Here is a 21,301-nt window from a genome sequence, read left to right as displayed (position 1 = left end):
TTAAAAAAAAATCTCAAAATGAGAATTGTTCACAGGCTGTTTTCACAGTCCGTATTTTTTAGAATACCCCAATGTAGTGGTTTCCTGGTTTGTTTACCAATTTGGCTCCTTTAGTAACTTTTCCAGAAGGAATATCAATTACATAAATGTTACCGTCTTTTCCAACAGGAGTAACAGCGATATAGAAACTGTTTCCATCAACAACAAAACCTTGATATTGTCCAAAATCTAAGTCAGCATCATAGTCAATTCCTTCTACTTTTTGAGCCGTTCTTGCGTTCAAATCCAATCTCGCTAAGTAACCTTGGTTAGTTCCTTCGAAAGTATATACAGCATAAGCAATTCCGTTTCCTGCATATCTCCAAGCATCAATGTAACTTCCTTTTACGCCTAAAGCTGTATCTAAACTAAAAACATAATTATCATCGTATTGATTGTTTTGGTTAATTCTTAAAATATAAGAACCTTTTTGCGTGTCTCTTTGAGTAGCTTGGTAAATATTTCCATCAGTTGCCACAAAGCTGTTGAAACTTCTGTAACCGCTAGTATCGCCAAAAGCAACTTTTGAAGTAATTACAACTGGATTTTCTAAAGAAGGATAATCAACAATAACAGATTTTGAACCTAAACGTGTAAAAGAACTTTCGTTTTTTGTCAAGTCATTTAGATTTGTTTTACGCATCCATGTTCCAATAATTAATTTGTTTCCTGCTTTGTTCAATGTTGGCGCATCCAAACGGAAAATATGATGTCCTTGCGCTTCTTCTTCAGCAGTTAATGGAATATCGTATTGTTTGTAAGCAGAAATTAAAGTTTGCTTCATATCTAAAGACAATACAGTAGCTTTCCCTCTTGTATTTTTATAGCTTTTATCTTCGTTTAGGTTAACAACTGGAGTTGCTACGTTTACAGCAACACCTGTTTTGTCACCATCAAAAAGTTTTACCCATCTCGGTGTTACACCTGCGTATTGAGAGATATTAACTTTAGCATCAGACTGTGTAAAATTGTTTCCACCGTTTACTTTATACGTCATAAACTCACCGCCATTTGCGCCATTATAAGTAATGTTGAAAAGTGTAGTTCCGTCTATAGAAGATTGCAAACGAGCTGTTCTGCTAGATTGAACAGGAGTACCATTATCGTAAACATTTACAGAAAAATTAGGATCAATCGCATTTTCTTTACTGATCGCATAAATTTTAGTTCCGCCATTTCCATCACCTGGATCTGTCTGCATTACTGCTCCTGCAACCGTAATCCAACGGCCGTCTGTTACAGGATTTACGGGTTCTGCACTTTTATTATCGTCGCTGCTGCAAGCTGTTGTAAATGCAAACGCACCAACTAGTAAGCTAGATGTAAATAATTTAAATGTGTTTTTTTTCATTTTTATAGTATTTAAAAATTAGTTATTTATTGAATGATTAAAATTTATTTAAGGTATAGTTGAGTTTTAAATAAAAAGCTCTTCCAGGTTTTTGAGCTGCGAAATTGTCATAAACCTGTTCGTCGAATACATTTCGGGCATCAAAACTTACCGTGAATTGCTTGTTCGGAAAAACATAGCTCAAACCTAAATCTTGAGGAAATTGCGCTGTTGTTTTATCGGTTTCCAACCACGAAGTATAAAACGGCGCGACATAACCGCAGTAGTAATACAGATTCAATTCTGATTTGCTCTGAATTACATTTCTAAAATTGTACTGAAGATTGGCATTTAAATTAAAGAAAGGCTCATTTGGAAGCTGTTTGTTGTAATTGGGCAGAACGTTTCCGTTTTTATCGTATTTGTCTTTAAATAGCGAATTGAATTTGGAAAGATTCATCCCTGCAAAAAAACGATTGTGATAAGAATATTGGAAAGAAGCTTCAAAACCTACAGATTGCGCTTTTCCTAAATTGACAAATGGAGAAGCTTGAATGGCTTCATTGACACGATCACTAATTTGGCGGACAATTTTATCCTCGGTATTTCTCCAAAAAGCATTTCCAGAAACCGTAAGTTTATGATTATTCATTTCGTACGGACCAAAACGAAGACCTGCATTAAAATTATTGCTCTGTTCCGGTTTTAATCCAGAATTACTAATGATATTCTCTCCAGGATTACCAAAAATTTCATTTTCGGAAGGAAGCCTGATTGCTTTTTCAGCCGACCCCATTACCATTACTTTTGGAAGAATAGAATAGGAGGTAGCCATTCCGTAACCCGTATAATTTGTTTTTTTTGAAGTAACCACTTCTTTTACCACATTCTGACCATTTTCAGTTACAACTTGAGGATCTCTCTGCTCATTTTTCATGTTGTAATTTTTAACGAAAAGATTCGCCCTCAATCGAGATTGAAAAGCAGTCATTTCGTAAGCAAATGAAGAAACCGTTTTGGCTAAATCTCTCGTAATGATAAAATCTCTTGTAATTTCTGGTTTCATTTCATCATAATCATTTCGATCCAATATATAAGTCATGACATTTACAAGAATCTTATGATTTTCGGTAATCGAATAACTTAATCCCGCTCGAGTATTAAAAACATCCGACTTCATGTGGTTAATGGTTGGTGCGCCTTGCTGAGCTCCCGTATTGGTTAAAATAGGCTGACCATAAAGACCAAGTGCTTTTTCGCCATTCCAATTGTAATTCCATTTTACCGTATCGTTGATTACGTCATTTCTATGGCTGTAAACAGAGATAAGAGAAAAGTCAAGGTTCTTAATTAGGAAGTTTCTTTTGCTGTAATTCAGACTAAAAACATTTGCGGCAGACTCGCTAAAACGACCTTTATAAGGTTTAGTCATATATTGCCCATGCTGAATCTGATTGTAATCTTGAGATCCATTGTAGCTAATAAGAAGATTATCTGCCCAATCTACATTAGTATAACCAGCTTCTAATCTTCCTCCAAAAGAACGATACATGCTTTCAAATCGTTTGGCGCGAATATATTCGTAACGTCCGTTTGGCGCTATGTTGTAAACCCATTTTCCCCAAACTTCATAATCATTGTCTGAGTAGTTTTGAAAGGCGTTTGCTTTTACAGTAAATCCGTTTTTGTCTCTAAAAGAAGCATTTACATTAGATTGGACAGTATTGAAAGAACCATAAGAAACAGAAGCATTTAAGCTATTTTTAGCACCTTTTTTCAAAACTACATTAATAGCACCGCCAAGAGAATCATCTGCCAAATAAGCAGGAACAACACCTTTAAAAACTTCAATTCTTTCAATTAAAGCAGGCGGAATACTATTTAAGCTAAACGAGGCTCCATAAGTTTGAATTGGAACACCATCGATAAAAATTCGAATCGCATTTCCAGACATTCCGTTAATATTGTAAGTAACAGCAGAACCCAAACCTCCATTTTGTCTGATTCTAACACCGCCTGAGCGATCCAATAAATCGTTGGTTTGCAAGTTTCTTTTTGCGGCTTCTTGCGTTTCGATAATATTAACCGCAAAGCCTTTTTCTATAATTTCTTTTTTGAAAGTTTTTTTCTCAATTTTTACTTCTTTAAGCGCCTTCGGATCTGTTAGTTTTTCTAACGAAATATTGATCTCGTGCAACGGACGGTTAACCGAAATATTTACTGTTTTCGGTTTCGCTTCCATAGAAGAAATTTCTAAGTTGTAGCTTCCGTAAGCCAAACCTTTTATTTCAAATTGACCGTCATTATCAACAACGACAAATTTCTTTGTTCCAGCAATTTGAACCGAAGCTCCAAAAGCGGTTTCGTTATTAGTAAAATATACTTTTCCTGTAATTTTACCGGTTTGTGACCAAGCTGAAATGGTAAATAAAAAGAGTAGTAAAGTTGTTCTCATATTGAGTCTGCGTGTAAAAGTGCTGCAAACTTATACGATAATTTAAATTTAATCTAAATAAAACAATTAGAAGATTATTAGAATTGCTAGGTGGGTTCTAATGTTGTTTTAATGTTAACTGTTGGTTGTAAAATGTAAAAGGTGAAATTTGCTCTACTTGTCTTTTTGAGTGAAGTCGAAAAATGTGCGCAAAGTATTTTTTTCTAATGGAAATGAAATAATCTCGCAAAGGCGCAAGGTCGCAAAGTTTTATTTTAAGTTTTTTGTCGCAAAGTTTGTCATTTCGACGAAGGAGAAATCTCCGCAAGTAGCTCCGCAATAATAAGCCAATCTTTGTAGAGTTTCTCGCGGAGATTTCTCCTTCGTCGAAATGACAAGTTTGTGTGAAAATATTTTTGGGAAAACTTAAACTCCGTGCCTTAGCGACTCTGCGAGATTAAAAAAAGAATCTATAACTTCGTTCAGAAAAACAAAGAATGGCACAATTAACCATTCACCATTAATAATTTACAATTTATAGGAAAAGTTTTTAGACTTAACCACTTTCCCTTTATCTGTAATCATGACACAACTGTAATCAGGGAATTTTTGAAGTAAAAGCAAACCTTCTTTTTGGCCTAAAACCATCATCGAAGTGCTTAATCCATTGGCGGTTTCGGCGTTCGGACCAAAAACGGTTACGCTGCATAAACCGGTTGCAGGATAACCAGTTGCAGGATTTATAATATGCGAATAACGTTTTCCGTTAAAAACAACGAACTTTTCATAGCTGCCAGAAGTTGTTACAGCGCCTTCTTTTAGTGGAACAGCGGCCAAAATCTTTTCAGGCATAAACGGATTCGTAATTCCGATTTTCCAATCTTTTCCGTTGGGTTGTTTTCCCCAAGTGCTCATATCTCCAGAACCATTTATAATTCCGGCTTGAGCACCTTTTGCAATCATCATGGAGCGGCATTTATCGGTTGCATAACCTTCGCCTAGAGCGCCAAAACCAATTTTCATCCCTTTTAATTTCAAGAAAATAGTCGATGCTGCGCTGTCTAAAATAATGTTTTTATACCCAACTTTCTCGACCGATTTTTTTATGGCTTCCGCCGAAGGCATTTCTTTCAGCGAACCGTCAAATTTCCACACTCGGTCTAAAGCGGCAAAACTAACGTCGAATGCGCCATTGGTAATTTCAGAAAGTTTAATCGCTCTTTGTGCCAGTTCAAAAACTTCTCGATCTACTTTTATGGGTTTTATTCCTGCATTTTGATTGACTTCAGAAACCTGAGAAGTGGGTTTCCAATCGGAGATTAAGTTCTCAATTCGAGTAATTTCACCAATTACAATATCAATGTTTTGTTCTGCCGAAAGCGAATCTTTATCAACAATACTAATATCAAAACGTCCGCCCATAAGCAAAGTCGTTCTTTTTCGTAATACTTGCGAATGCATTGATAAACAGCAAGTAATTGCAAAAAGGAATGAAATTTTATAGGTGAATAATTTATGCATAAAAGTCTAGTTTAAAGTCAAAAGTCGAAAATAAAATGTCAACAATCAGCAATCTAAAATCTAAAATCAACAATCTAAAATCAACAATCTAAAATAATTAATAGCAGTCCGTTAAAAATTGTTTGTTGGCTTTATATTCTTCAAGTGTTTTTAATCCTTTTGATAGGCATAATTCGCTTAAAATTGCTTCAACATCTTTCTGCATCGCAAGCGAACCGCAAATCATAATGACACCATCTTTTTTCAATAAATTCGTAAAGAAAGAAGAATCTCTTTTTATTAAGTCCATCACATAAATATGTTCTGCTTCACGCGATAAAGCGACATGAAAATTATCCAGATATTCTTTTTGCATCATTATAGCTGCAAACTTTTTATAAGCCATTAAAGTTGGCGTTTCCATTCTAAAGCCACTATAAAGATGAAGTTCCTGTTTTGCTTTGTTTTGTTCGATCATTCCTAAGAAAGGAGCAATTCCCGTCCCGTTAGAAATAAAAGCCACTTTTTGCGCTTTTTTCGGAAGATGGAAAGCAGGATTTTTTACAATCTGAGCTTTTATAACATTTCCAGGTTCTAAAGCATTCAAAAAACCAGAACCCAATCCGTTTGGATGAAGTTTTACAACTAATTGAATATTTCCAGAATGATTTCCGATCGAGTAGAGGCGTTCTCTAGAATCGTTTGCAGGATAAATGGCTAATAAGTCACCTGAACTAAATTTTGCTCTTGAACTAGCTCTTAAAGTCAGAATAAAAGTATGTTCAGTTTCAGAAATTGGCGTTTTATCCAAAACCATTAATTTTTGCAGACCTTTCGGAACATGATTGTATAATGATGGAGTTGTAGCTAAAGGAATTCCTGTTTTCTCGCTCCATAATTTTACCCATTCCACAAACTCAACAGCCGATTTATCATTTACAGTCTGTAAATCCAAATAACGATCTGCCCATTTTTGCTTTCCAAGAAGCTGATCAATTTCAATAGCAAATTGGCAAAAATCTGGATATGATTTAGAACCAAAACCAACCACTGAAAAATGAATGTTGTGATCTTGATTTTGTTTTTCTACTAAAGTTTTCAATTGTGTTCCGTTAGAAGGCGCGTCTCCTAAACCGTGAGTTGACGTAAAAACAATAATATGCTCTGCTTTCGGATAAGTAGCATATTTATTCAATTCGCTAACAAAAACTTTTTGTCCGTGATTGATTAATTGTTTTTGAATTGAATTGGCAAATCGGAACGTGCTTCCGTTTTCAGAACCAACCAAAAGAATAAAAGTGCTTTCGCTGGCTTTAAACTTATTCTTGATTCGGCTTGATCTTCTTTTTAAAGTAATGGCAAAACCAGAATAAATAAAGAACAAAATATTGATGCAGGCAATTCCTAAAATTACTGCCCAGATTACGTTAATTCTTCCTGTATGTAGATCTAAGCTTAATGCCGCAAATTGAGCGGTCATTGGCGAAAGCTTTTCAGAAATTACAGCCCCCGTAGCCTGATTGACTTCAACTTCTCTGTCTTTCAGTTCGATGATGTAATATTCTTCTGGATCATCAGTAAAAGGAAATTCGATCTTTTTTACATCAGATAATAAAGTGGTATTAAAAATGGAAGTGGTTTTGGCTTTATCTGAAAGTTCAGTTTTTACAGGTTTTGCTTTTTCTTCACCCATAAAGAAATTGAATCTCTCTAATGATAAATAAGTTCCTGTAAGCGAAATAATCAAAATCGGAATTAAAGCCAATCTTCCTAAAAGCACATGGTAATATTGTGCAAAGTACTCTTTGATTATTTTAGAAAAGAAATTTCGGATGCCGCGTTGTCTTTTCAAGACCAACACGAAACCCGAAATTGATATTAATAGCAAGCAAAAAGAAATGACACCCACAAAAAATCGTCCTGCTTCATGAAGAAACAGCGAACGATGCAAACTTGTAATCCAGTTAATGAATTCGCTTTTCTTTGCAGGAGTTCCTAATACTTTTCCAGTTTTTGGATTGATGTATGCTTTAACGTCATTTCCATCATCATCAATGGCTTCAAGCGTTACAAACTGATTGTAATCTACGCTCAATTCTGTAATTTCAGCATACTCTTTCTTTAAAATGGACAGCGTTTCGCCTAAAGTTATTGTATTAAAATCTTCTGCTTTGTACGGAAGTGATTTTTCCTGAACCGCATCGATGGCCAGAATGATTCCTGTTACCGAAGCCAAAAGCAAAAAAACAGAAGAAAATAAGGCCAAAGCCAAGTGTGCGTAACGCCAAAAAGAAAGAGTCATTGAATGTATTCTAGAAATGTAATCGGATTATATTTTGCTTAATCTTACGTATTTGATGTAGCCTTTACCATCTGTTTTTGCAGCAAGACCTTCAGTGGTAAGCGGCACTTCAAGATCGCTTACATAATATTTCTGATCTTCTACAGCAGATTCAAAACGTAATTTGTAGCCTTTATTAATTTTAGAATTTTCAATTTCGATTGTAGTAACACTACGATCTCCGCCCGTTACAGAAGCACCTGTTTTTGCGCTAATATCATCTGATTTTGCAGTATGAAATTTATTCCATTCCTTTAAAGATTTGTACCATTTTTTGTCATCGCCCATTACGTAAAGCGTTTTTTCGTACTCGTTAGCCGAATTAACAAGAGAAACAACGATATAGGCACCTTCTCCCATATAGTTATTCATTTGCAGCATAATCTTGTATTTGCTTGATTGCGCCTGAGATTGGAAAGAAAATAAAAAAATAAAAGCACTTGTAAGAGCAATTTTTAATATTGATTTCATTTGAAATTATGTATTTGTGTGGATTTGTAATGTGAAATCCCAAATCCCAAATGTAAAGTTTGGAATTTGGAATTTCAAATATTGATTATTAATTAATTGTTTATTTTAAGAATTCAACAGAAACGTTGTTTTTAGTTAGAAGCTCATTCTCTTTCGCCAAGGCGTAAGCCGTTTCGTCAAACTCTGTGCTGATGTCTTTTTTAGCTCCAGCAGAAACTAAATATTTTAAAATAGCATCATCTTTAGAAGTCATCGCCGCTCTGTGCAAAGCAGTTAAACCATCTTTGTTTTTAGCGTTGATGTCCACTTTTAAATCAGTGATTTTTTTAAGTAGTGAAACATCATTTTTAGTAATTGCTAAATGATACAAAGTGTTCCCGTCTTTTTGAGGAGCTGCAAGGTTTAATCCTTTGTCTTGAAGTAATTTTGCTTTAGCATCAAAAGGATCTGTTGCAGCCTTTTCTCTACCTGCAGGACGATAAGATTGTACAAGATAAACACCTAAGTTGTTACCGTCTTTATCTTTTACGTTTACATCTGCTCCTTTAGCTAAAAGTAAATTTACAGCATCTGGAGATCCGTTTCTAACAGCAAAAGTCAAAGCAGATTCGCCTTTTAAATTTTGAGCATTTATGTTTTTTACAGAAGGAAGAAACAATTCTAAAACAGCTGTTTCTCTAGCTCCAGCTGCTATCATAACTGGCGTATTTCCTTCTTTATCGGCTTTGTTTACATCAACACCTTTTCCTAGGAAATATTTAATGATTTCTGTCTGATTTGGTTTATTAGCCAAAAAGTGAAATACATTTTGTCCTGCTTTGTTTTGAGCCGTCGCTTTAATTTTTACTTCTTCAACCAAATATTTATAAGTTTCTAAAGTATTCGTTTCTCTACGGCTTCCTTGAGCCGCAAATAAAAGTGCATCGCTAGTTGGTTTAATTCCTTTTTCTAAAAGTTTTTTCAAAAGAGCAATATTTCCAGATCTTGCTGCATAAGAAAAAGCGGTATTTCCGTCATTATCTACATCTTTTAAAGACATTCCTTTAGTAGAAAAATAGTCAGCTGCTTTTAAGTCTTTATCAGATGCAATCGCCAAAAGTAAAAGATTGGCTCCATTCGCATATTTTTTTGTCGGATTAAGTCCAGCTTTGAAGAACGCATCGTACATCGCTGGAGCTGATTGACCGTTTGAAGCAGCGAAATCAGCAGGTGCAGTTCCGTGGCTGTCTTCAAAATTCACATCAGAACCTTTAGCAATTAAATATTGAACCAATTCGGTATTTCCCCTATAAGCAGCCCAGTGCAAGTAGATACGATTATCGTGAGTTAATTTTGTAATTGAATTTCCTGGCTGTTCTACTAAAAATTTGATTGTGGCAAAAGGCGCATCATTATTAATAGCTAATGTAGTAACGTCAAATGCGTTTGCATTGGCTTCAGCTGGATTATTTCCTTTCGCAATTTCTGCCTGAACCGTTTCAACAGTTGGAGAAGTTTTCCAAAAAGCAGCATCTAGCAACGCATTTTTTTGCTGCGCATTTACAAATAAAGTAGCAGCAAATGCAAAAGAAACAAAAAGGTTCTTTTTCATATTTTGATAATTTATGGTTATTGAATTGTACAAGATTAATTTATTTTTTCGGGAATGTTTTTTATTCTATTTAGAATAAATAAAAATAAAGACAAATGTAAAAATTAATATTCTTAAACCAAGAATTATTTGCTGTAAAAAGGCATTTTGAGTGTAGTTTGTTCAAAAATTAAGGATTGCTTAAGCAAATTTTAATTTTCTTTTAATTTTATTTGTTTTTAGAGAAGTGTCAATTTCCAATGTGCTCGAAAAGGGTTTGATATTTATCTCCGAGTTTTTTCTTCAATCGTTGTTTCGATTTTTTAACGGCTTCGTTGGTAATACCAAGCAATTCAGCGATTTCATTATTGCTGAAATTCAGTTTTTGCAATAGTAAAATTCGCTTATTAGAATCGGTAATTTCTGGAAAATCTTCTTGCACGAGGTTATAAAAATCCGGATACTCTTTTTGAAATTGTTTTTTAAAAGCATTCCAGTTGCTATCAGTCATTAGATGAGATTCTAACAAAGCATTCAATTTGCCATTTTCTTTTTCTAAATAATAAGAAGATGATTTTTTGATGTTTTCGATTGCCGTTTTCAGATTTTTTATCTGCGTGTTTTTTTCTTTTAAATACTGAACTTGGGCGTTTAAATCTTCTCTAACTTCTGATAGTTTTTGCTCGGCTTTAACTTTCTTATGTTCCAAAGCAGCCACTTCTTCTTCGTATTGAAGCTGACGGTTTTTATATTGTTTTCTAAAAAATAAAAATACTAACAAGGCAACACAAGAAAGCATTGTAAATATAATAATGTACAAGTTCTTTAGCGTAGACTCATAATTGATTTCCTTTTTTGCAGTAGCAATCTTTTTCTGGAATTTTGTTTTTTCAATAATCCAATTGGCCTTGTCTATAGCAAGATCGCCGTCTTCATTTTGCAGTGATTCTTCCAAAACAAGCATTCTTCTTCTTAAAACCAATTCGTTTTCTGTCGAATTTTGGAGTTTTAAAATCTCCAATTTCAGTTTAATAATCTGGAGTTCCGATTTTTTAAAATACGATTTTGAAATTGCAATGCGTTCCGCATTTTTTAATGCTTCTTTTGCGTTTTCAAGCTGTTTGTCTGCAATATATACTTCAGCCAAAACGATCGAAGCATACATTGTATTTTGATTACTTTTATATTCATTAGAAATTTGAATATCCTTTTTCAAAAGATCAATTGCAGTTTTAAAATCGCCTTTTTTCTTAGCAATTAAAGCCAAGTCGCCAAGTGCTTTGGCGTAACGAACCTTGTCATTAATTTCTAATGAAATTGCGGCTGTGTTTCTTAAATAATTTTCTGCCTGTTTAAAGTCTGCTAAATATAAATAAGTGGCGCCAATAGCATTCAGGATACTAACATATTCAGAAGTTTTTTTGGCAGATAAATTTTCGGCTAATTTTAGATAATGCAAAGCCGTTTTGTAATCGCCAAAAGTTTGCAGTATCCATCCTATTTTTTTGAATGTTTCGTCTGCAAGAATAATTTTTTCTGTAGGCAGTTCTTTGGTTTTGTCAATTACCTCTAATAAAAGCGGCGTTAAATCGACTAAATTGCGATAATAGTACAAATAACTAATGTAATTGAACTGCGACCAGATTTCTAACGAAAGATTTTTTGACGCTTTGGCTTTTTTAATAGATTGTAGATAATAATGGTCGCTGGTTTTATTTATAGAATTGTAAAAGTTGCTGTAACCATTTGCCAGCAAGCCTTCGTATACAATTTGATATTTTGGTACTTTTCTTAGAGGTTCTAGATAATTTTTTAATGCTAAAGTATCATTGCCAAAAGTTTTTTCTTGTCGAAGTATAAATTCGATGTCCTTAATATTATTATTTGAGGCATTAATTTTCAGTTTTTGTGCATTTATAAAAAATGCGAAGAAGAATAAACCGATGCAGTATATTTTTTTGGCGGACATTAATTTGTGTTTGGCGAATGTATTTGGTGTAGTAAAAATAGTAAAAAATATTTTTTCTGAAAATGATAAAAGAATAAGAGTGGTTTGAAAGATTTGAAATTGATTTTTAAAACGGATTCAAATAGATTTTTGTCTTATTTTTCTTTTTTATGCCGAACGAGTCTGTTTTTTCAAAATAAAGATTTTTCAGCATGTTTTTTATTCGAAGAATAGGTTTTTAAAAGGCAGTGATTTATTTTGGGGTCTTACTTGTTGTTTGCAAAATGTTGATGTGTAGTTGTTTATCTTTTTTAAGATAGCTTTTTTCTTAAATATATTATTTAGAATAATTATTAATAACTGACGTTTTTTTCAATTGAAATTATTCTTCAAATTTCCATTTTCAAAAAGTGACTGTTGATAACTGTTTTCGTTTCTGACCCAAAAATGCAGCCTTTTTCATGTTGATAACTTGATATTAATTTTAGTGAAACTGCTAGTTCATTGTCAATTACAGAACATTATTTTCATGTTGATAAAATTTGCTAAATCCTGATTTTTTGAAGTTTTAAAACTGTTGATAATTGGACAGATTTTTAACATCTAAAACTAGACAAAAGAATAACTGTGGGTTAAATTTGTAAGTATAGAAATCACGCTAATACCTCCCCCAAAATAAGCGCTCGGATTTCTATTTCAAAATAGTCACTTAAAACTCTATATATATGTCAATTTTTGATAAAAGAATCAATTATAAACCTTTTGAATATCCAGAGGTTCTGCAATTTACCGAAGCTATTAATAAAGCTTATTGGGTACACACTGAAGTAGATTTTACTGCCGATACGCAAGACTTTCATGCGCATTTGGATTTGGCAGAAAAAACGGCAATCAAAAACAGTTTATTGGCAATTGCACAGATTGAGGTAGCTGTAAAAAGTTTTTGGGGTAATATATACGAGCATTTTCCAAAACCAGAATTCAACGGATTGGGAACTACTTTTGCTGAATGTGAATTTAGACATTCTGAGGCGTATTCTCGTTTATTGGAAGTTTTAGGATATAATGATGAATTTGAAAGATTGTTGGATGTTCCTGTAATTCGCAGACGTGTAGATTATCTTTCGAATGTATTGAAAGACACAAAATCTCAGGACAACAGAAAATACATGGTTTCGCTGATTTTGTTCAGTATTTTGATTGAAAACGTTTCTCTTTTCAGCCAATTTGCCATTTTATTATCGTTTACAAGATTTAAAGGATATATGAAGAATGTGAGCAATATTATTGCTTGGACTTCAATCGACGAACAAATTCATGCCAATGGCGGAATTTTTATCATTAATAAAATCCGTGAAGAATTCCCAGAATATTTCGATGCTGAAACTTTGGAGTTAATTAGAGAAACTGTTAGAGAATCTATTACTGTTGAGGCCGATATTTTAGATTGGATTTTTGAAAACGGTCCAGTTGAAACGATAAACAAAGAAGATTTGGTAAACTTCATGAAATTTAGAATTGATGAAAGTTTGAAACAAATCAATATCGAAACGATTTTTAATGTTTCTCCAGAAGAGTATTCAAAAATGACTTGGTTTGAAGAAGAAGTTTTTGCAAATAGTCTAGATGATTTCTTTGCGAAACGACCTGTAGAATATACTAAACACGATAAAAGTATCACAGCAAACGACCTTTTCTAATACAAGCCCATAATAATATGAATACGATAGACACAAACCCAGCAAATAATTTTGAGCCACAAGCCGACAGTAAAATGTGGTGGAAAAACTCTGAAAGTGAACAGATTTTAAACCGCGGTTATCTTTTAAAAGGAGAAACTGTAGAAGGAGCAATCGATAGAATTTGTACTGCTGCAGCGAGAAGGTTATACAAACCAGAATTGAAAGAATCTTTCATGGAAATGATCGAAAGAGGCTGGATGAGTATCAGTTCGCCTGTTTGGGCCAATATGGGAACAGAAAGAGGATTGCCAATTTCTTGTTTTAATGTGCATGTTCCAGATAAAATTGAAGGAATTACGCATAAGCTTGGAGAGGTAATTATGCAAACCAAAATTGGAGGCGGAACTTCTGGTTATTTTGGTGAATTGCGTGAGAGAGGAAGTGCTGTAACTGATAACGGAAAGAGTAGTGGAGCGGTTAGCTTTATGAAGCTTTTTGACACGGCTATGGATACGATCTCTCAAGGTGGAGTTCGTCGTGGTGCGTTTGCCGCTTATTTGGATGTGGATCACCCAGATATCGAAGAGTTTTTGAAAATAAAAAGTATTGGAAACCCAATTCAGAACTTGTTTACTGGAATCTGTGTACCAGATTACTGGATGCAGGAAATGATTGATGGTGATGCAGAAAAAAGACAAGTTTGGGCTAAAGTATTAGAAAGCCGTCAGCAGAAAGGTTTGCCTTATATTTTCTTTAGTGACAACGTAAATAAAAATAAACCGCAAGTATATAAAGATCAGAATCTAAGAATCAATGCAAGTAATTTATGCAGTGAGATTATGCTTCCGTCAACTCATGATGAATCGTTTATTTGTTGTCTTTCTTCTATGAACTTGGAATTGTATGATGAATGGAAAGACACTGAAGCGGTTAAATTAGCGATCTTTTTCTTAGATGCTGTTTTACAAGAATTCATCGAAAAAACGGAGGGTAATTATTATCTTTCGGCAGCGAATAAATTTGCTAAAAGACACCGTGCATTAGGTTTAGGAGTTTTAGGATGGCATTCTTATTTGCAAAAAAATATGATTCCATTTGAAGGAATGGAAGCTAAAATGAAAACGACAGAGATTTTCAAACATATTAGTGATAAAGCCGATAAAGCAAGTCAGGAATTGGCTAGAATTTACGGAGAACCAGAATTGCTAAAAGGTTACGGAAGACGTAATACTACCACAATGGCAATTGCTCCAACGACATCTTCATCAGCAATTTTAGGACAAACTTCGCCAGGAATTGAGCCTTTCAGCAGTAATTATTACAAAGCTGGATTAAGCAAAGGTAATTTTATGCGTAAAAACAAATACCTTAAAAAACTGTTGGAAGAAAAAGGTTTGGATAACGAAGAAGTTTGGAGAGGAATTATGCTAAACGGAGGAAGTGTTCAGCATATGGAACAATTGACGAGAGAAGAAAAAGATGTTTTCAAAACATTTAAAGAAATCAGTCAGTTAGAAATTGTACAGCAAGCAGGAATTCGCCAGAAATTTGTTGATCAAGGGCAAAGTTTAAATCTTAATATTCCAGCGGAATTGGCAATTAAAGATGTAAACCGCCTAATGATCGAAGCTTGGCAACAAGGAGTAAAAAGTTTATACTACCAAAGAAGCCAAAGTGTTTCAAAGGAATTAGTAACAAGTCTTGTTTCTTGCAGCAGTTGTGAATCATAAAAATCATAAAGCCAAATCTTAATTGATTTGGCTTTTTTTTATTTTAAAATGCGTTGAAATGTCTCTCGCAGATTTGGCAGATTTAAACAGATTTTTATTTAATGTATTTCCATGCAGTTTGTCATTCCGAGGAACGAGGAATCTCACTAGAAATTCCGCAATTTATTTCCATGCAGTTTGTCATTCCGAGGAACGAGGAATCTCCACAAGTAACTCCTCAATCAATAAAAAACTAAACCTTAGACTTCAATCGACTCAACGTCTCCTGAGAAACATTAATATAAGAAGCCACAATTTTATTCGGCAGCCTTTTCACTATCGCAGGATTTATCTTCAAAAGCTGATTATATCGTTCCAAAGCATCCATAGTGGTAAAAGACATTAAACGATTGGCATTATTGACATACGCTTTCTCCAAATAACTGCTGTAAAACTCACGCCATTTTGGAATAATTTTCATCAAATGGTTAAAATCTTCATGAGAGATAGCCAGTAATTCCGATTTCTCAACCACTTGAATGCTTTCTAAAGCTGGCATTTTCGTAATAAAACTAACTAAAGCCGTTGCAAACTGATTTTCAAAAGCAATGTATCGAGTGGCATCTTTTCCTTCTTCATTAATAAAAAAGATTCTTAAGCAACCTTTTGCCACAAAGAAAGTTTCTTGACTAATTTGTCCTTGTGCTAACAAAATCTCATTTTTTCCTTTTTTTACAAGTTTAAAATAGGAAAGAATGGTCTCTAAATCTTCATCAGAAACGTCAATGCTTTTTCGTATGGAATTGCCAAGCTGTTCGTATATCATTTAATTATAATCTCTAACGAATTTGCGGTAATACAAAATATCTTCAATAGATAAAACTATCAAATCGTGTTCTTGTGCAAAGCTAACAATTTTGTCTAGTTTAGCCATACTTCCGTCTTCGTTCATTAATTCGCAAAGAATAGCTTCGGGTTGTAAACCCGCTAATTTCATTAAATCTACACTGCCTTCAGTATGGCCATTTCTTCCTAAAACACCTTTGTCATTCGCTCTAAGCGGAAAAATATGTCCTGGTTTTGCTAAATCTTGTGATTTTGCATTTGAAGCAATTGCTGTTTTTATAGTAGTAATTCGATCTTTGGCAGAAACGCCAGTTGTAACTCCGTTTTTAGCTTCTATAGTAATCGTAAAAGGAGTTTGAAAACTGCTTGTATTTTCTTTTACCATATATGGAAGTTCTAGTTCGTCAGCTTTTTCATTTGTTAGACAAAGACAGACAATGCCGCTGCATTCGCGAATCATCAATGCCATATCTTGAACATTCATATGATGAGCAGAAAAGATAAGATCTCCCTCGTTTTCGCGGTTTTCATCATCCGTCACGAGAACACCTTTTCCGATTTTAAGCTGTTCCAAAGCATTTTCAACACGTTCTTTACTCGAAACCCCAAATTGCACCAACGGATTTAATTCTGTACTTATCATAAAACCTTTTTTAGAAATAATAAAAAGCAAATCTAGACTTGTTTGAAACCAAAAAGTTTGATGTAAGTCAATAAATTGATATTCTATTTTTTTAATGTTAATCTAATTTAGTTGTCATAAAATCTTAATTTAGTGGCCAAATTACATAACCCAAAACTTTATAAAATACCACCTCAAATGGAGAATATTACCGTTATTATAATGCTGCTTTTTGGCGTTGCTTTTCTTAGTCTTGTGAGTAAAAGATATAATTTCCCGATTCCAATTGTTTTGGTTTTATGCGGTGTTGTCATTAGTATTGTTCCTGGGCTTCCTGTAATAGCTTTGAGTCCAGAAATCGTATTTGTTATCTTTCTGCCGCCACTTTTATATCATGCGGCATGGCATACCAGCTGGTCTGATTTTAAACAGTCTATACGTCCGATCACTTTTGCTGCTGTTGGATTGGTTTTTTTTACCACAGGATTAGTTGCTGTTTTTGCACATTGGCTGATAGATGATATGTCTTGGCCGTTAGCTTTTTTGCTTGGCGCTATTGTTTCTCCTCCTGATGCAGTTTCTGCGACAGCCATTACAAAAGGTTTAGGGCTTAATCCGCGTTTAATTGCTATTCTAGAAGGAGAAAGTTTAGTAAACGACGCAAGTGGTCTTGTGGCATACAAATATGCGCTTACGGCGATTACAGCTGGAAATTTCGTTTTGTGGCAAGCGGGATTAAATTTTGTTTTAATGTCGGTTTTGGGTATCGCAATTGGTTTGGCTGTGGGTTATATTATGTACTACATCCATAAAAGATTTGTCTGTGATGATATTATTGAAGTAACGCTTACTTTATTAACGCCATTTGCTTCTTATTTGCTTGCGGAACATTTTGAAGGTTCGGGAGTTTTGGCTGTAGTAACAACAGGGCTTTTTTTGGCAGCGAGGTCAGGAACGATTTTTTCTCATGAAAGCCGAATTATGACCAATACCATTTGGGATGTTTTAAATAATATTCTTAACGGTTTGATTTTTATTTTAATCGGACTTCAATTAAGACAAATTATTGCAGGAATCAGTAATTATTCTGGTAATACGTTAGTTATTTGGGGAGCTGTTATAAGTGTTGTAGTTATTCTAGTTCGTTTTTTATGGGTTATTCCGGCTACAATGCTTCCGAGAATAATCAGCAAGAAGATTCGTGAAAAAGAAGATTTTGATTATCGAAATATGATCATTTTTGGATGGTCTGGAATGCGTGGTGTGGTTTCTATGGCAGCAGCTTTGGCGCTTCCGCTAATGTTGAATAAAACAGAAGATTTTCCGCTTCGGAATTTGATCATCTATTTAGTTTTCTGCGTGATTCTTTCTACTTTGGTTATCCAAGGTTTGACTCTTCCTTGGCTTATTAAGAAGCTGAAAATTGAGCGTTATTCGATATTAGCAGAGGAATATAATATTAGAAATGTAATTGTTTCGGAAACAATCGCGCATATCGAAGATAATTTCTCTTTATTGAATGATGAATTGCTTCATAACATAAAAAGCAAATATGAAGTAAAATTCAATCGTCTGCAAAAGACGGAACTTCCTGCCAATTTCTTCGGAAATGGAAAACTTTTGGGTGGCGAAATTTTTAATGATTTTACAAAAATTCAAATCGATTTATTGAATGTAGAAAGAGCCAAATTAGAATCGATGCATAAATTGGGTTCTGTAAACGAAGAAATCTTCCGTAAAATAGAAAAAGAATTAGACTTGGAAGAAACGCGTTTGTGGATGGAAATGTACGAGGAAAACTAGTTAATTGTGAAATGAGAAATGTTGAATGAGAAATGTGAATTGTAAAGCAGGGACGATATCAAGCTTTATCAAAGTTTAAAACTTTGACAAAGTTTTTTTCACATTTCGCAATCAACATTTCGCAATCAACATTTCTCATTCAATATTTCTCATTCAATATTTCTCATTCAATATTTCACAATCAATATTTTACATTTCACAACTCACCATTCACAATTAAATCACGTTCATTTTCTGCATTAAAAATGTCGCGCTTTTATTTTTACAGATTCCGTTTCGGAGTTTGTAATCGAAGTGCAAATCGTTGTTTTGAATCTCCACTTCAAAACATTGATTGGTTAAAATTTCAGGATATTCGTTTGTTGTCAGGCAAACTTCGATGTCGTGAGTTGCGATGGCACCGATTGCTTTTTTAGAAATTATCTTCTTTACCACTTCAATTGTTCCGTTTCTTTTGTCGTCTGAATTTGTGCCTCTTAATATCTCATCTAATAAAACGAAAGCTGGCTGATTTTCAAGCGCATCCATGATCTGTTTTAAACGTTTAATTTCAGCAAAAAAGTAAGATTCAGAATCTGATAAAGAATCAGACAATCGCATTGAAACTAATACTGGAAGTGGATGAACTTTAGCTTCTGATGCACAAATGACTGAGCCAATTCCGCTAAGTACCATATTAATCCCTAAGCTTCTTAAAAACGTACTTTTCCCAGACATGTTAGATCCAGTCAAAATCACAAAAGATTGGGGATGGAATTGTGTGTCGTTTCCAACTCTCGTTGCAGGATTAAGCAGTGGATGGCTTAGGTTTTTAAATTCGATTTTATACTCCGAATTGATTTCAGGGAAAACAAAATCTTCATTGTTATAGGCTAAATTTGCCAGACTGTTTAAAGCTTCAATTTCGCCAATAATAGAAATCCAATGATTCATTTCGGAAGCATAATCTTCTTTCCATTTTAAAAGCGCTCTTAGAACATGAAGATTAAATAAGAATGTTCCGTTGAATAAAGTCGCTGTTACAAAGTTATTTATCGTGTCCATTCTCGAGAACAGCTCAGAAAGTTGTTTTAAATGCTGGCTCGCTTTTGCATTCTTAAAATTAAGCTGTTCCTGTAATTGAATTAGTTTTTTAGACTGGAAAGATTCTTTCTCAATTTTTTCAATCAATAAACTGTATTGCTTTATGATGTTATCAACGTTATCTGCTTTTGCTATTTCCGATTGAATTCTCTTTACCGATCTTCCTAAAACCAATAAATTGGCAATGAAAATATAAGTGAGATAAGAAAGTAAAATGGTTTTTGAGGTAATAAAATAAACTGCTAGAAACCCGAAAAAAGTTAGAGGAAGAATAAAGGAAAGTGCAACTAAAACTTTAGGTAATGAATTGTTTTTAAAAGATGTCCAGTGTTTTATGGCTTCGTACGATGCTTTGGAATCATTGCTAATAATACCTAAAGCTTGAAATTCTTGCCTCCAATCGATTTTGCTTTTCAGTTCGTTTACTGCTTCTTGATTTTCTAAAATTTCAGTTTGAGGAAGTGTATGAAGCAACAGTGCAGCAAGTGTTTTTTTTCCAACGAAAGAAGCAGTTCTGTTGAGATTTTGAAATAAAGAATGGTCGCCAAAAATATCTAAATCGTAAGCATACGGATGATGAAAGTCGATAAATTCTACTCCGTTTTCAAAAGATGTTTTTTCTCTTTTCAAAAAAGAAATTTCATTCTGATTGATTTTTAATAACGTTTCTGCCAGCAATTTTTGAAATGAAATTCGAGAATGTATTTTCATTAAAAAAATAAAACCAGCAAAAGACAAAACAGCTAGCATTACATAAAGCATTTGATCTGTTTTGATGTAATAAAACATAAAAAACAAGAAGAGAAAAATGCTTAATAACCTCAAAAGGCTAATGCTGTTGTATTTTTTGTTGGTTTTATTATATAACTCTGAATATTTTGTAACGTTGTCTAAATATGCTTTCATTCTATAAGTTTGCTTGAAATACAAATATAGCTTTTAAGCGACAAAATAATGAGATATTAAAATTTAATCTTCGTGCATGACTAAGATTGGAATCTGAACTTCTTTTGTTATTTTTTTACTGAAACTTGAATCAAAAAGACTTTCAAAGAAAGAGCGTTTATGAGTAATTGTAGTCAAAATATCAATGTCTTTGTAAAGTACAAAATCTAAAATTGTTTCTTTAACATCATCACTTGGCAAAACCAAAAACTCCACATTTTCTCCAGCAAATTCTGCCTCAAATTCTTTTCTAATGGCATCGGTAACATCTGAATTAGATGTTTTTACATATAAACTTTTTACCTTGGCATCTGTCTTTTTAGCGATTTTTAAGATTTTTTTGAGTTCTTTTTTGTCTTTTTCGCGGTAGCGTGTCGTGAAGCCAATTGTTTTTACTTTTTTGTATTTGGCTTCAATAGGAATACATAAAACAGGAACTTCAACTCCAGAAATTACAGATTCAGTATTAGAGCCGGTGAAAAATTTGGTCCAATCAGAAACACTGTTGGTTCCCATGATTACAAAATCGATTTGGTCCTCTTCTACAGCATTTTTTAGATTGTAAATAAGATCGCCATCCATTAAACGGTGTTTGATCACAATATCTTCTAAATTACGTTCGGTTGCAATGGTTCTCAATTTCGGAATTTCGTCCTTAAACATTTCGAATTTAGCTAATTCAATTGAACTGTATATAGAAGCATAATTCTCTGGAAAGAATTGACTGTCGTAAACAGGAATCTCGAATGTATGAAGTAAGATTAATTCGGCGTTTACAACTTTAGCAAATTCTAAAGCATGAATAAATGCATTCGTAGCAGCGTCAGAGAAATCAGTTGGGAATAGTATCTTTTTCATCGTATTTAAGATTAAGGTTTGTCTCTCAAATTTACTCATTCTGCGAAGAAATCAACCTGATATTTATCAGTATTTTAACACTTAATGATTTATTAATCTTAATTAATTTAAAGATTTTGT

14 protein-coding genes are annotated in these 21,301 nt (G+C 33.7%); 3 read left to right on the top strand and 11 right to left on the bottom strand.

Going from position 1 to position 21,301, the window contains the following annotated elements; all coding sequences use genetic code 11:
• Positions 1-58: 58 nt before the first annotated feature.
• The 7 genes from ABTV69_RS18810 to ABTV69_RS18780 form a co-directional block, all read right to left on the bottom strand.
• Complete coding sequence (locus tag ABTV69_RS18810) at positions 59-1,390, bottom strand: hypothetical protein (protein WP_433831503.1); 1,332 nt, start codon at positions 1,388-1,390, stop codon at positions 59-61.
• A gap of 37 nt (positions 1,391-1,427) precedes the next feature.
• Positions 1,428-3,824 (bottom strand): TonB-dependent receptor, encoded by a 2,397-nt coding sequence (locus ABTV69_RS18805; protein WP_433831501.1) that lies wholly within the window; start codon positions 3,822-3,824, stop codon positions 1,428-1,430.
• Between the two features lie 507 nt (positions 3,825-4,331).
• Entirely contained in the window at positions 4,332-5,324 is a 993-nt protein-coding gene (locus ABTV69_RS18800; RefSeq protein ID WP_433831499.1) for an FAD:protein FMN transferase, read from the bottom strand.
• A gap of 97 nt (positions 5,325-5,421) precedes the next feature.
• Entirely contained in the window at positions 5,422-7,605 is a 2,184-nt protein-coding gene (locus ABTV69_RS18795) for a PepSY domain-containing protein (RefSeq protein ID WP_433831497.1), read from the bottom strand.
• A gap of 27 nt (positions 7,606-7,632) precedes the next feature.
• Positions 7,633-8,115 (bottom strand): DUF2271 domain-containing protein, encoded by a 483-nt coding sequence (locus tag ABTV69_RS18790; RefSeq protein WP_433831495.1) that lies wholly within the window; start codon positions 8,113-8,115, stop codon positions 7,633-7,635.
• 100 nt (positions 8,116-8,215) lie between these two features.
• On the bottom strand, positions 8,216-9,706 hold the full coding sequence (locus ABTV69_RS18785) for an ankyrin repeat domain-containing protein (protein WP_433831493.1): 1,491 nt from the start codon (positions 9,704-9,706) through the stop codon (positions 8,216-8,218).
• Between the two features lie 229 nt (positions 9,707-9,935).
• Positions 9,936-11,654: a tetratricopeptide repeat protein gene (locus tag ABTV69_RS18780; RefSeq protein WP_433831491.1), complete on the bottom strand. Its 1,719-nt coding sequence runs from the start codon at positions 11,652-11,654 to the stop codon at positions 9,936-9,938.
• Between the two features lie 704 nt (positions 11,655-12,358).
• Here ABTV69_RS18780 and ABTV69_RS18775 point away from each other — a divergent pair.
• Complete coding sequence (locus ABTV69_RS18775) at positions 12,359-13,333, top strand: ribonucleotide-diphosphate reductase subunit beta (RefSeq protein ID WP_433831489.1); 975 nt, start codon at positions 12,359-12,361, stop codon at positions 13,331-13,333.
• A gap of 17 nt (positions 13,334-13,350) precedes the next feature.
• Positions 13,351-15,045 (top strand): ribonucleoside-diphosphate reductase subunit alpha, encoded by a 1,695-nt coding sequence (locus tag ABTV69_RS18770; RefSeq protein ID WP_433831487.1) that lies wholly within the window; start codon positions 13,351-13,353, stop codon positions 15,043-15,045.
• A 232-nt stretch (positions 15,046-15,277) separates the two neighbouring features.
• On the opposite strand, the gene ABTV69_RS18765 is transcribed toward ABTV69_RS18770, so the two are convergent.
• Both ABTV69_RS18765 and ribB read right to left on the bottom strand, forming a co-directional pair.
• A complete protein-coding gene (locus ABTV69_RS18765) occupies positions 15,278-15,850 on the bottom strand; it encodes a Crp/Fnr family transcriptional regulator (RefSeq protein WP_433831485.1) in 573 nt (190 codons plus the stop codon).
• Positions 15,851-16,513: a 3,4-dihydroxy-2-butanone-4-phosphate synthase gene (ribB, locus tag ABTV69_RS18760; protein ID WP_433831483.1), complete on the bottom strand. Its 663-nt coding sequence runs from the start codon at positions 16,511-16,513 to the stop codon at positions 15,851-15,853.
• Positions 16,514-16,690: 177 nt separating this feature from the next.
• Here ribB and ABTV69_RS18755 point away from each other — a divergent pair, with 177 nt between their 5' ends.
• On the top strand, positions 16,691-18,295 hold the full coding sequence (locus ABTV69_RS18755) for a Na+/H+ antiporter (protein ID WP_433831481.1): 1,605 nt from the start codon (positions 16,691-16,693) through the stop codon (positions 18,293-18,295).
• 216 nt (positions 18,296-18,511) lie between these two features.
• Here ABTV69_RS18755 and ABTV69_RS18750 read toward each other — a convergent pair whose 3' ends face one another.
• Together ABTV69_RS18750 and ABTV69_RS18745 are read right to left on the bottom strand one after the other, a co-directional pair.
• The gene (locus ABTV69_RS18750) at positions 18,512-20,284 is read right to left on the bottom strand and encodes a MutS-related protein (protein WP_433831479.1); all 1,773 of its coding nucleotides are present in this window, start codon (positions 20,282-20,284) and stop codon (positions 18,512-18,514) included.
• Positions 20,285-20,347: 63 nt separating this feature from the next.
• Complete coding sequence (locus tag ABTV69_RS18745; protein ID WP_433831477.1) at positions 20,348-21,181, bottom strand: universal stress protein; 834 nt, start codon at positions 21,179-21,181, stop codon at positions 20,348-20,350.
• Positions 21,182-21,301: the final 120 nt, after the last annotated feature.

Source organism: Flavobacterium anhuiense (genome assembly GCF_050990855.1).
Lineage (GTDB): Bacteria > Bacteroidota > Bacteroidia > Flavobacteriales > Flavobacteriaceae > Flavobacterium > Flavobacterium anhuiense_C.
This window is presented reverse-complemented; position numbering and strand designations above follow the sequence as displayed.

Bases quoted from the DNA above. Each gene is read 5' to 3' on its own strand.
- ABTV69_RS18810 (WP_433831503.1), bottom strand. From the start codon at position 1,390: ATGAAAAAAAACACATTTAAATTATTTACATCTAGCTTACTAGTTGGT.
- ABTV69_RS18805 (WP_433831501.1), bottom strand. From the start codon at position 3,824: ATGAGAACAACTTTACTACTCTTTTTATTTACCATTTCAGCTTGGTCA.
- ABTV69_RS18800 (WP_433831499.1), bottom strand. From the start codon at position 5,324: ATGCATAAATTATTCACCTATAAAATTTCATTCCTTTTTGCAATTACT.
- ABTV69_RS18795 (WP_433831497.1), bottom strand. From the start codon at position 7,605: ATGACTCTTTCTTTTTGGCGTTACGCACACTTGGCTTTGGCCTTATTT.
- ABTV69_RS18790 (WP_433831495.1), bottom strand. From the start codon at position 8,115: ATGAAATCAATATTAAAAATTGCTCTTACAAGTGCTTTTATTTTTTTA.
- ABTV69_RS18785 (WP_433831493.1), bottom strand. From the start codon at position 9,706: ATGAAAAAGAACCTTTTTGTTTCTTTTGCATTTGCTGCTACTTTATTT.
- ABTV69_RS18780 (WP_433831491.1), bottom strand. From the start codon at position 11,654: ATGTCCGCCAAAAAAATATACTGCATCGGTTTATTCTTCTTCGCATTT.
- ABTV69_RS18775 (WP_433831489.1), top strand. From the start codon at position 12,359: ATGTCAATTTTTGATAAAAGAATCAATTATAAACCTTTTGAATATCCA.
- ABTV69_RS18770 (WP_433831487.1), top strand. From the start codon at position 13,351: ATGAATACGATAGACACAAACCCAGCAAATAATTTTGAGCCACAAGCC.
- ABTV69_RS18765 (WP_433831485.1), bottom strand. From the start codon at position 15,850: ATGATATACGAACAGCTTGGCAATTCCATACGAAAAAGCATTGACGTT.
- ribB (WP_433831483.1), bottom strand. From the start codon at position 16,513: ATGATAAGTACAGAATTAAATCCGTTGGTGCAATTTGGGGTTTCGAGT.
- ABTV69_RS18755 (WP_433831481.1), top strand. From the start codon at position 16,691: ATGGAGAATATTACCGTTATTATAATGCTGCTTTTTGGCGTTGCTTTT.
- ABTV69_RS18750 (WP_433831479.1), bottom strand. From the start codon at position 20,284: ATGAAAGCATATTTAGACAACGTTACAAAATATTCAGAGTTATATAAT.
- ABTV69_RS18745 (WP_433831477.1), bottom strand. From the start codon at position 21,181: ATGAAAAAGATACTATTCCCAACTGATTTCTCTGACGCTGCTACGAAT.